We start from the raw sequence: 12,028 nt of genomic DNA, 5'->3' as shown, positions 1-12,028 counted from the left end.
CATAATTTCTTATTAAGTTGTTTTTTAATCCAGCTTGAATAAGTTATTTTTCATGCAATATATCACCAATCCAACTCGGGTTTTTACTTGTAATTTTTTAAAAACAGATTCGCGATAGTTCTCGATAGTCTTAGGGCTTAAATTCATTTCACCAGCAATACTTTTATACGTAAGCTCAGAACACGCATATTTTAGAAATGTCCATTCTCTATCTGTTAACTTATCCGCAAGATTCTGAATCACATCCTCATCTGGCTTTTCAGTATACTTAAGGGCGGTTTCTATTTTGCTGGAATAATAAAACCCTTGCTCTATAACCATTTTCATAGCAAACTCAAAATTCTCAGGATGAATATCCTTTAACAAATACCCCCTGGCCCCAGCTCTAAGCATTTTTATAATGGTTTCCTCATCATCTTCCATAGTCAACGCCAAGACCTTCTGTTCTGGTTGATTTTCTTTAAGCCACTGCATGGTTTGGATACCATCCATCACCGGCATCTTTACATCTAGTAAAACTAACTCAGGTTTTTTTCTTTTATGCAGATAGTATTGTGTAAGCTCTTTCCCGTTCTTAAGGATTGCCAACACTTCATAACCTTCTAGATTCGTGATAAGACTTTCTAAGGATTGCGCAAATAGAAGATGATCATCTACAATAACAACAGTTTTTTTCTTCATTTTGATTTAAATTTCATTATATCTTATCCTCATATTTAAATGGATATCGCAAGGTAAGCAATACTCCTTTACCCAGTTCTGATACACAATCTAAATTTGCGTTAATCAAAGCTGCTCTACTTTTCATATTTAACAAACCAGAATTAGCCTGTACAGACTTCATATCATACCCTACTCCATCATCTTGCACGATAATTGTGAGATCGTCTTCTGTATACTTTAATTTTACTAAAAGATGTGATGCTTCTGCGTGTTTTATCGTATTGGAAAAAAACTCCTGAATAATACGGTATATAATAATTTCGTCTTTAGGATTGATCACTAATTCTTCTCCGGTTACTATAAATTCGGGGGTAAGAAAATTGAGTTTTTTAAAACGATCTAACTCTACTTGTATCGACTTCTCTAACCCTATATTCTGGATTACCTCATGATTGAGGGTTTTAGATAAGTTTCTTATTTCTTGAAGACTATCTCCTACCAGACCTCTTATATCTTGTACAGATTCTTTGATTGTTGGCTCCAGATTGGTGCTTAAAATATTGATCTGCATGACTGCTGTAGATAACAATTGACCGATATTATCGTGCAATTCCCAACTTACATTCTTAAGAGTTTGTTCTTGGATTTCTAGTTTGGAGTTTTGTAGTTCTTCATCAAAACGTTGTTGAGCTTTGAATCGCTCCAGTAGCAATTTGTTTTTTCGTCGCTGGAAAGCAACAAAGAACATGATACCGAATATCGCAAAAAACAAAATGATAACGGTGAAATAAATAATTAGTAAGATTTGTTCTTCCTCAAGCATACCAGAAATCCAATAATATAACAAGTATACATAAAAATATTGGCGAAAGTCAATATTGACCTATAGATTTTATGATAGTTCGGACTTTCCTCACTATAATACTCACCATAAATAAATATCGGATTCACTAATATATGATACACCAATGTGCCTACAGAAATATAAAATACTAGAATTTTATAAAAATCCAAAATTTTGTCACTTTGTAATACCTGAAAATAAAAGTAAACAATAAAAATCAACAACAATAATGTTCCTATTATTAAACTATATAGTGCAGGAGATTTAAAGAAAACACCTGAAAAAGCCAAATTTAATAGAGAAGTTATTATGAAAATTAAAATAACATAGAATCCTATTTTTTTCACTTTTAATGATTCAATATAATTTAAAAACAAAAACAAGTAAAAAGAAAAACTTATAATATCATAAGAATTATAAGCCCAATGGTTTTCATATAAAAAAGTATTCTTTAAAAAGTGTAATGATTCGTGATTAAAAATTAAAAATGGGAACCAACTAAAGAAAGTATCAAATAAAACTGTAACCCATAGAAAATAAACAAAGTATCGAGAAATTTTATCAACTCGATACTTTGTAATGTAAACTGTTCCGACTACTGCCGCTAAAAGTTCAAAGAAATTTATTAATATTAAATACAACATTTCTGATTAATAGTCATTCGGAGGGAAGCCTGTTCCACCCCTATTAAAAGCGTCTATATTATAATTATTTTCAGGATCACCAGGACCTTTACCAGAAGCTCCAGGACGTGAGCCTGTCGGTGCTAAAAACAGCGTAGACATTCCTTTACCCATTTTACATTTTGATTTAGGATATGCTCCCATATATATTCTTATACCCGGATCCTTAATTCCTTGTTCTTCTGACTCCTGTTTTACATAAGCTAAATACTCTTCTAGCTCTGCAACAGACCAATGAAACTCACGCGCATCTTCGAATCCAAGTTTCTTTTGAAGACGTTTTCCTCTTTTTGCACACCACTTATCATGCAATTCTCTTGCTTCATTTTCCGTAATACACTTTTCCGGTCTTTGTATTTTTTTTGCCATAACATTAAATATTTTTGGGTTAATAGTTGCTAATATATCCAAAAAACAATGTTTTACACAAATACACCACCCCTTTTCCTTAATCTGATTACGGTAAAACCTCAAGTTTAAAAATCTTAAAATCAAGCACTTAAATGTATTTTATAAATTTACAAAAAAACACACTTAGGGGGTTTTCCCCCTGGTAAAAAAGGGTGGATATACCCCTGTTGTTATACAATTAAATAAATATTATTTTAGAAACTTGATTAGTAAACACAATTTCTATTAAAAAATGAAAAACTGTTTTTATTCTTACATCTTACAAAAGTTAAATCTCGTATATAAAAAAAATTCTTCCAAGAGAGAAGAATTTTTTTTTAAAACATATAATTTTCTTATTAATAAAAAATAAGAATTTTCAAAATTGGATTATCAATGAATAATTTACCAAACAAAGCTTTCTATATATTCTATAGAAGAAGATTTATTTTTTAGTCAAATAAAATCTGAGTTTTTAGAGCTTTTTCTTAACTTTCAAGGAGAGTTTTGAAAATTAGTTAGATTAAAATTACATCTATCATTCAGTACAATTTGTAAACCATGAACAGCCATTGGATGCTCCTCCTCGATCTCCACCAATAACACCATGTGCGCAAGCATAATCTATTGACTTACCTTTTATATTTGTTAATTTGCTAATTTGTTGCTTCTCAAACTTTAGCGACAAAGAATCTAATTTCCTTTTTTTCATAATATTAATTTTAGGTTCTCACTAAAATAAAGAACAACTATTTGTTAAGTCTTAATTTTAAGTTAAATATCAACGAATTACTCCCAAGCATTTTTATACGGATTGTAGTTACACGTGTCTAATTTATGATAATTTTCACCTTTTTTCTCAATTTCAGAATTACTTAAACACATATATCGAAATTGACAATCTTTACATTTTTCGATTAGATCGTTTTTCAAATAATACTTCTCCTTAAATTCTTCTTTTTGAATAATTTCAGCAATCAAATCACCTTCTATATTTCCATAAACAGTTTCATGGGACAGATAGTTTTTTATATTCCCCTTATAGTCTATACACACTTTTCTATATAATCCAGAGTTATAATTTACAGCTTCTAAAAACATTTCGTGTGACACTATAAAGAGATCCGTAGAATATACCTCTTTTGAATTATTCAAAAGTTTTTGATCCGTATATCTAATTATCCGAGATGAGCCTTCTACTAAATTATCTTTCTTACTTTCTTGTGCTCCATAAACAGTTATTGAAACCCTAGAAAAGTCAACTATTATATTTTTTAAAACTTCGTCACTTAAATTTAAAAAGGCTGGCACGTATAATTCAATAATTCTAATTGAACTTTTCTTTAATACTTTTAGTGCATTTATGATTCGAGACATCTCTATATTATCATAAATACGAATTTGCAATAACTGACAGTCCAATTTATCTAATTGTTGAAAAACTTTTCTCACATCATATTTTGACTCTTTATTTATAGCCACAACGGAAGATATTATCTTATGTGGAGAATCAAAATGCATGGGTAATTTTTGAAAAGGCGATGGATTTGATGTATAAAAACCATAATGATTATCAACTAAAAACTGAAAATATTGATCAATTCCTCTATCAAATTCATTATTAAACAAACCCTTTATTCCCCCTATGTCATAGGTAAAATGATCTGCAACCAAAATATCATATAATTCGTTTGGAATTTCTAAATACTCACCTTTATCTAAATCCATTATCAAACTACTTTCATGCCCCTTTACGGGGACACAAGTAGTAAATAAAAGAAAATGATCTTTATTATTTATCATGGAATATATTCGAATTATTTTTGTAAAAATCTCCGATCATACCTTTACCGTAATACCTATCCATTTCTACTTTAAGCTCTTCTCTGGGTATTTCTTTCTTTTTAACACTTGTTATATAGTATAAGTCAAAAGAAATTATTTCACTTTCAGAAATATTTACCTTATGGGTATTATTTTTAGTCTTCATTTTTAATTAAAAATTCTGCGATTTTCTTATGTAATCCATAGTTACAATATAATGACACATCGCCATATTGTCCTACAGGGTTAATTTCTAAGAAATAATATTTATTATTTATTGATTTTATAAAATCAATAACTCCAAAATTTAATTCTAAATGATTCATTAGTTTTAAAACACCAACTTCAATCTCAGAATCTAGTTTATAAGGCATATACCTTGTAAAATGATTTGCCTTTCTATTTCTCATATCAACTTTAGTATCTTCGTTAATTTGAGTAAATATGCATGCAGAGTAGCATTTTCCATCAACAAAAACAGTTCTAATTTCGTATTTCTTGTCTATATATTCTTGAAATAGAGAAGGTGCAAATTTACTTGGAGTATTATCCAAACTCTCGAGTAAATTAGTGATTTGATAGAAATAAAAATATTCTTCATTGTTAATATAATGCTTATAATCTGGAATAATTTCTTCAATAGATTTGGTTATAATTCTTTTATTATTGGTTTCAAAAAAAAGCGTTAAATCATCTTTGGAATTCGTTATTAAAGTACTAGGAATTGTAAGTCCAAATTTCTGGGCCAACTCAAGGACAATAGGTTTATTTAGAGAAATAGTTTTAAAAGAGCCCAAATGATTATCTGACTCCAATTTATATCCTAAGTAATTCCAAAAGACTGTGTTTCTTTGTTTCAATGCATAATTGAAAAGATTTTCCGGATAAGTGTTTTCATATTCAAAATCAGCAATAAAAGGATTTGATACTATATTTGGTCTCCGAAACCAGACAGGAAAGGGGTTGACATTATCAAGATTCTTATCTTTTATCTTTATGGAATTTTCATTATTTATTCCTCCTAGAGATATCGTGATTTTTTTATCACTAAATGAGAAATCATCCTTTAAATTTAATCCTGTATATTTTCGATAATCTGCATTATAAAAAGATAACCAGTCAAGTACTCTATTAGTAGGAAAATCTAATTCTTGAGAAAATATTAGAGGCATATTTACTTATTTATATTATCATAGTAATCACAAAGATTAAATAGTACGAGAATATTGTATATTTTCCTTAGTTTTAATAGACTTTAGGGAAAACACTAAGAGCTCTCCTATTGGTATCCTTGAATCTTTTTTTTACATTCAACAGTAAATGAATTATAGATCCGAAATTTACAATATTAAAACTGCCATATCAAATTGGTAACTATGAATTTTATATAATGTCCCGATAAGATTGAAGTTTAAAACTTATCCTTTCACCCATTCTTTTTTGAGCTATTCTATTAATAGCATCATTAGCTAATTGCAATACTCGTAGGTATCCTCCAGTAGTTTGACAATCTCTCATCAAAACTATCAATTTACCAGATGGAGTCAATTGAACTGTACCCGGTAACACTGGAGAAGTTAACATGGAATCCAAGTCATTTTCTAACAATTCATATAAAGGAATAGCCATGCGATTTCTATCTTTAGAAATTGTAAAATCCATGTGTAATAAATCAACTTTTTGTGATGATGACAAGAGATCAAAATCTGGTCCTTTGAAAACAGGGATCAAGTTAGATTCACACCAAAAAACAGGTATATGAATAGATGAATTAGATGCCGAAAAATCGACAAACTTTTTATAAGAAACAACATCACTTTTTTGAAGTATTGATGAAGTAGTAATCATTTTGTATTGAGATCTACTATTAAAAACTTCTTCCGATTGAAATCCGAATTTAATTCCTACAAAACCATACACCCCTTTTGTAACATTTTTAAGCCTTAAAATATCTCCTTCATGAACTTGTAACTGACAGTTCATTTTTTGTTTCATATCATTTAAATATGGCATACAAACAGCGCCTGTAATTGTAACAACTGTACTCTTATGAAATTTTAAAACCGGAGGTATGATAGTCCATTCTATAACCGCACAATTTTTATCATTATTCAAAATTGCATTCGCTAAAAAAAAAGACTGTAAATCCATAGCACCACTTTTAGGAACTCCGAATTTAGAAAAACCAAAACGACCATTATCTTGAATAGTAGTATACAAACCAGAAGAAATTATTTCTAAGCCATCAATCATAAAACATCACTTTCTAGCATAAAACATCCTCTTTTTACTAATTCACTTATATCGTTATATTTATACTCTTCTATCGACATAAATTGAATTTTATCTCCAGGAGAAGCGAAGCAAGGTTTTTCTAAATTTATATCAAAAAAATCAATAGGTGTTTTTCCTATTACATGCCAACCTCCAGGACTATCACTTGGATAAACCCCTGTTTGACTTCCACCGATAGCAACTGATCCTTTTTCTAGTTTTAAACTTGGAGTAGATTTCCTGGGAGTAACCAACTTATTATCTAACCCACCTAAATACAAAAAACCGGGAAGAAACCCAATAAAATAAACAGTATACAAGGGAGTAGTATGTAAAGAGACTATCTCATCAATATCCATAGATTTATTAATCGCAAAAGAAGAGAGCTCTGGAGCAAGTGATTCTGAATAACAAACTGGGATTTTCCACAGACGCCTTTTTAATGTCTGACGATCAAAATCATCAAAAAACAATGATTTAAGTGTTAAAATTTCGTCATAGATATCCTCTATAGTAGATGTATAGTAAATTAATAACGAGTTATATGATAAGATTACCTCAACAATTAGTTTATCATAAAATTTTTCAATTGATTTTTTATAAAAAAGTAATGATTCTAATAAAATTTCGTCAATTATAGGCGGTCCTTGAATCAAAATTGCATCCTCACCAAAGTGTTTGTATTGAAATTTAGTTTCTAAATCTTTCATTTGATCACATAATTTCGTTTCAAAAACTCCTTATATATATGTTCTAAAATTTGAACCGATTTTGGATTATCGCCGTGCACACAAATCGTATCAAAAAAAACCGGCAACTCCTCTCCTTTTATTGTTTTTACTTTTCCATCAGAAATCATTCTAAACACATGATCAAAAACTTTTTTCGGCTCTGTTAATAATGCATCATCTTCTGTACGCGAAACCAATGTCAAATCATTATTATAATTCCGATCAGCAAAAACTTCATATCTAACCTCAATATCTTCCTTACAAATATAAGAAATCAAAGAATCTTTAGATGTTATAATAATCAAACTTCTATCGATATTTTTAACAGAATTAATAATTGCACTCGCAACCTCGTTACTTTTCATAGCTTGGTTATATAATGCGCCATGAGGTTTTACATGATGTAACTGCCCTCCATTTTTTTCTGTAAAGTATTTTACTTTTTGAATTTGCTCTGTTAATGTTTCAACAAGATCTTGATATGAAATATCCATCACTACTCTTCCGAAATTTTCATGATCTGGGTATGAAGGATGCGCTCCAATTTTCACTTGGTATCGTAATGCAAGATCAATTGTTTTTTGAATCACTTGGTCATTACCTGCATGTGCTCCACACGCAATATTACACCAGGATATATATGGCATGATTTGCTCATCAAAACCAGCCTCTTCCCCAACATCAGAATTCAATATTACTCTTTTCAAAATTCCTACTTTTAATAAAGATTTTTCTTACAAATTTTCAATTACTTTCCATATACCTCTAAATCCTAAAAAACAAGTAATAAACACAATCATAAAACCAAGTAAATTTTGTTTCAAAGAATTAGTAAAATTCCCCAAAATATTTTTCTGATTCATTACCCATAAAAGGAAGATTGCTATGATAGGCAAAAGAAGCCCATTTGCTACTTGAGCAAACCGGATAATTACAATCGATTTTATTCCTAAAGAAGAAAACAAAACACCCAAAAAAAGTATAAACATCCATACGAACCTGAATGATTTATTTTTCAATCCATCTTGCCATCCCATACATCCTTTTACCACGTAAGCTGCAGCCAAAGGTGCGGTGATTGCAGAAGTAATTCCGGCTGCAAATAATCCCAATGACAATACATATTTTGCCATGGATCCAAAAACTGGTTCTAACCCTTTTGCCAAATCGGCTGCATTATTCACTTCTGTTTGCTGGATAGCTGCTCCGGCTATTATAATTGCCATGGAGACCAATCCTCCTAATACTATTGCTACAATAGTGTCTTTTCTGGCAGCAGGGAGGTCTTCCTTAGTTTTCCATTTTTCACTGACTATGGATGCATGAAGAAACAAATTATAAGGAACAACAGTCGTACCTATCAACCCTACAATTGTGAGTATTTTATCCGCTGATAGATCAGGTACAAAACCTTTGAATAACAGAGAGAGATCCGGTTTTGTAACAATTGCGGTTATAATAAATGCGATACTCATAAATAATACGAGTACTACTAAACTGCGTTCTAACACTTTATAATTACCTATATACAATAGTATAAAGGCTATTACCCCAATAGTGATACTCATATAATTAATAGAGATAGCACCTATCTTCATCATGGGTGATCCTAAAATAGTAGACAACCCTAATACACCTCCACTAATATTACCTGCTTCGTATGCAGCATTCCCTATAAAAATAGCTGAAAGAATAACTGCAATTAGTATCCATCTTATTATTTTGTTATTGAATTGTGATTTTACTACTTCACTCAAACCTTTTTGAGTAATAATTCCTAAACGCGCTGACATCTCCTGCAAAACGATACACGCAATTATGGATAACACTAACGCCCACAATAAAGAATATCCAAATTGAACTCCCGCCAATGTACATACTGTAACGGTTCCAGGGCCTATAAAAGCTGCTGTTACTAATGTTCCCGGACCGATGTTAGAAAACCACTTTTTCACATGTTTACTTTTTGATTATTATGTATGCAAAACCTTTTAAAGTCTGATTGATCAATCTAATGAGATCAATCATCAAGCGCATAAATAGCAAATGACCCCAGCCAATGACCTCCCTCATAACTGTCCCCTACCAGATTAGGTAATGAATATTTTACGTGTTGATTTGCTACAGTGATGAGATGTTCATATTCTGGATATTGACTTGCTAATCCATACAACACCCATGCTCTGCTAAAATTAAGACCGTCCAGATGCACCAACTTTCCATCACTACGATCAGAAACTTCTCCTAGCTCAATCTTAAAATTATGATTCTTAAGTTGTGGCATAAAATCACTAATCCAGGTATCAAAAGAAGCTTTATCTAATACTTTACGCATTAAATCTACTTCTTCAAAACAAGGTGATAAGAAATCATATCCACTAGGTTCCCAACCTATTGGGCAATCCGAATCTTTACTATAAAAATCTTTTGCTCTAGAGTCAATGATATTTTTAAGTTTTTCATCTTTCAGAGTGTTTGCATAATCCAATGCAAAAGACAACCCGAATGCTGTATTGGTATGCTCACCTACTCGAATCGGATATTTCAGTTTTGGTAAAAAATCTATATATCGCTGCACTATCAAATCAGTCAATGGCTGTAAGTTTTGCTCCAGATCTATTGCTATTGGATCTTTCCAAGTATGGATTTCTTCTGCTAGTTTTAATAACCACGCCCAACCATAGGTTCGTTCATATGATGTACTGTGTTTTGCATTAAAATATGCTATTTCTGCTTCTATGTTTTCTTTGGAGATACTTTGGGTAAGCTTTGTTTTTATCTCAGTGGCTTTTTCCAGTTCTGGAAAAGACTTTAGTAGTTTCACCAATGACCAATGACCGTGAACCGCCGAGTGCCAATCAAAACATCCATAAAACGCAGGATGTAAGATTTTAGGTTCTCCCAAATCTTCTTTTCCTCCTATGGTTTGTCCCAATTTATTTGGATACTCTGTATGGATGCAAGCTAAAGGTAATTCTGCCAAGGTATTGGCTTGGTTTTTTGTTAATTTTAGGGGTTTTTCTACAATAACTTTAGAACTATCCTTTTTGATTAAAGATGGTTCTGCTGACTTACTAGCATTCTTTTCTGAAGTATTACAAGCTGCAATAATCATCAAAAAAAACAAAATAGTTAATCGATTCATGTGTCAATATTTTTAAACTTTATAAATCCAGAAAGGTGATTCGTTTTAAAAATATTGATTTCCTAGTGTTAATCTATATGATTGTTAATAACACAGGTAAATAGTTTATAACATCTTAAATTCGGTTTATATCGTTACCATTTTACCTTCTTTTAGATATTCTTTTTTAATGCCTTCTAAAAGGGTTTCGAGAAGAATTGATTCATGTTTAGAAGCAATCGTTTTAAGACAAATATATTGTACTACATTAATAATATTTGCTCCTGTTAAGACATACTTTTTTGATACTTCTTCTAAAGAGACGCTTCTGTCTAATGATATTTTATCGGGTAAGTTTTTCTTCCAAAGAGATAACCTTTCTTTATAGGATGGATTTTCGAATTCTATAATCGACTGAAATCTTCGAGTGAATGCAGTATCTATATTATTTTTAAAATTAGAAGCTAAAATCACCAGTCCAGGATGTGCTTCAATACGCTGTAATAAGTAGGACACTTCTTGATTGGCATACTTATCGTGAGCATCTCTTACATTGGTACGTTTTCCAAAAATAGCATCGGCTTCATCAAAAAATAGAATCCAGGATTTATTTTTTGCTTTATCGAATAGTTTAGAAAGATTTTTTTCGGTTTCTCCGATATATTTAGATACAATCATAGATAAATCAATGCGATACACATCTTTTCCTGTAAATTTTCCTAACAAAGTAGCAGTAAGTGTTTTTCCGGTTCCCGGAGGGCCTGAAAAGAGAATACGGTATCCTGGTTTGATTCTGGATTTCATATTCCAATCGTTTAAAACGATATCATTATAATTCAACCAAGTTTCAATCTCTTTTATCTGCTGTAAGGTTTTACTCTGAAGTACCAGATCATCCCAGTCTAATTCTGTTTCTATTCGCTCTGCGGGGAAATCCTTACTCATAGTAGGTTTTAGCATTTTACCGGTAGTAAATAACTCTATATACTCTTCATCTATCGCTAAACGCCCACTCATTCTAGGTTCTCCTGCCGGTACCATATCTAAATACAATACTCCTTCTTTCCTAAAAAGATGATCTTCATAGAACATTTCTGTCAATTCAATTCTTTTCTGAATATCGTTTCCTCCAATAATGAATTGTACAGTTTCTCCTGTTGGTATGATTCCACGATGGTTTTTACCTTTGATTCCCCCAAATTCGGGTAATTCTCCTCCATTAGGCAAAAAATCAGATATAATAGTGGTAAAGAAATTAGGCGAAATATGAGGAACCATAGCCAATAACAGCGTAATCACTTCTTCTAAGGATAATTCTTTTTTTCTAACAAATACTGAAAACAAAGAATCGTCTGATACAATATCATCAAACTTAGGAAAAACTGGTATTTCACTGGTATAATTATCTTTTAAACGATATTCTATCACCTCTCTTAAGAATGACAATTTACTATCGAAATGAATTGTATTCTGAGCTACTATATTTTTCATCTTT

Annotated in this window: 13 protein-coding genes; all 13 read right to left on the bottom strand. The window is 31.0% G+C overall.

What is annotated here, in order from left to right; all coding sequences use genetic code 11:
- Positions 1-24: 24 nt before the first annotated feature.
- The 13 genes from Q0829_RS24525 to Q0829_RS24465 all read right to left on the bottom strand — a co-directional run bounded on the left by Q0829_RS24525 (position 25) and on the right by Q0829_RS24465 (position 12,024).
- Positions 25-681: a response regulator transcription factor gene (locus Q0829_RS24525; protein WP_298547952.1), complete on the bottom strand. Its 657-nt coding sequence runs from the start codon at positions 679-681 to the stop codon at positions 25-27.
- A gap of 16 nt (positions 682-697) precedes the next feature.
- The gene (locus Q0829_RS24520) at positions 698-1,486 is read right to left on the bottom strand and encodes a histidine kinase (RefSeq protein WP_298547949.1); all 789 of its coding nucleotides are present in this window, start codon (positions 1,484-1,486) and stop codon (positions 698-700) included.
- 671 nt (positions 1,487-2,157) lie between these two features.
- Complete coding sequence (locus tag Q0829_RS24515) at positions 2,158-2,559, bottom strand: hypothetical protein (RefSeq protein WP_298547946.1); 402 nt, start codon at positions 2,557-2,559, stop codon at positions 2,158-2,160.
- 559 nt (positions 2,560-3,118) lie between these two features.
- Positions 3,119-3,292: a hypothetical protein gene (locus tag Q0829_RS24510; protein ID WP_298547944.1), complete on the bottom strand. Its 174-nt coding sequence runs from the start codon at positions 3,290-3,292 to the stop codon at positions 3,119-3,121.
- 77 nt (positions 3,293-3,369) lie between these two features.
- A complete protein-coding gene (gwsS, locus tag Q0829_RS24505; RefSeq protein ID WP_298547941.1) occupies positions 3,370-4,383 on the bottom strand; it encodes a grasp-with-spasm system SPASM domain peptide maturase in 1,014 nt (337 codons plus the stop codon).
- On the bottom strand, positions 4,373-4,570 hold the full coding sequence (locus tag Q0829_RS24500) for a hypothetical protein (protein WP_298547939.1): 198 nt from the start codon (positions 4,568-4,570) through the stop codon (positions 4,373-4,375). The genes gwsS and Q0829_RS24500 overlap by 11 nt, the downstream gene beginning before the upstream one ends.
- Complete coding sequence (gene gwsG, locus Q0829_RS24495; RefSeq protein WP_298547937.1) at positions 4,560-5,576, bottom strand: grasp-with-spasm system ATP-grasp peptide maturase; 1,017 nt, start codon at positions 5,574-5,576, stop codon at positions 4,560-4,562. The genes Q0829_RS24500 and gwsG overlap by 11 nt, the downstream gene beginning before the upstream one ends.
- A gap of 211 nt (positions 5,577-5,787) precedes the next feature.
- Positions 5,788-6,657 (bottom strand): biotin-dependent carboxyltransferase family protein, encoded by an 870-nt coding sequence (locus Q0829_RS24490; protein WP_298547933.1) that lies wholly within the window; start codon positions 6,655-6,657, stop codon positions 5,788-5,790.
- Entirely contained in the window at positions 6,654-7,388 is a 735-nt protein-coding gene (gene pxpB, locus Q0829_RS24485) for a 5-oxoprolinase subunit PxpB (protein WP_298547930.1), read from the bottom strand. The genes Q0829_RS24490 and pxpB overlap by 4 nt, the downstream gene beginning before the upstream one ends.
- Complete coding sequence (pxpA, locus tag Q0829_RS24480) at positions 7,385-8,116, bottom strand: 5-oxoprolinase subunit PxpA (protein ID WP_298547928.1); 732 nt, start codon at positions 8,114-8,116, stop codon at positions 7,385-7,387. Before pxpA ends, pxpB begins: the two co-directional genes overlap by 4 nt.
- 27 nt (positions 8,117-8,143) lie before the next feature.
- A complete protein-coding gene (locus Q0829_RS24475; protein WP_298547925.1) occupies positions 8,144-9,364 on the bottom strand; it encodes an Nramp family divalent metal transporter in 1,221 nt (406 codons plus the stop codon).
- A gap of 65 nt (positions 9,365-9,429) precedes the next feature.
- Positions 9,430-10,554, bottom strand: coding sequence for a DUF2891 domain-containing protein (locus Q0829_RS24470; protein ID WP_298547923.1), 1,125 nt, complete (start codon positions 10,552-10,554; stop codon positions 9,430-9,432).
- Between the two features lie 126 nt (positions 10,555-10,680).
- The gene (locus tag Q0829_RS24465) at positions 10,681-12,024 is read right to left on the bottom strand and encodes an ATP-binding protein (protein ID WP_298547920.1); all 1,344 of its coding nucleotides are present in this window, start codon (positions 12,022-12,024) and stop codon (positions 10,681-10,683) included.
- Between the last annotated feature and the right edge of the window lie 4 nt (positions 12,025-12,028).

It is taken from the genome of uncultured Aquimarina sp., from assembly GCF_947492405.1.
GTDB lineage: Bacteria > Bacteroidota > Bacteroidia > Flavobacteriales > Flavobacteriaceae > Aquimarina.
The sequence above is the reverse complement of the archived record's forward strand: the minus strand, read 5'-3'. Positions and strand labels throughout refer to the sequence as shown.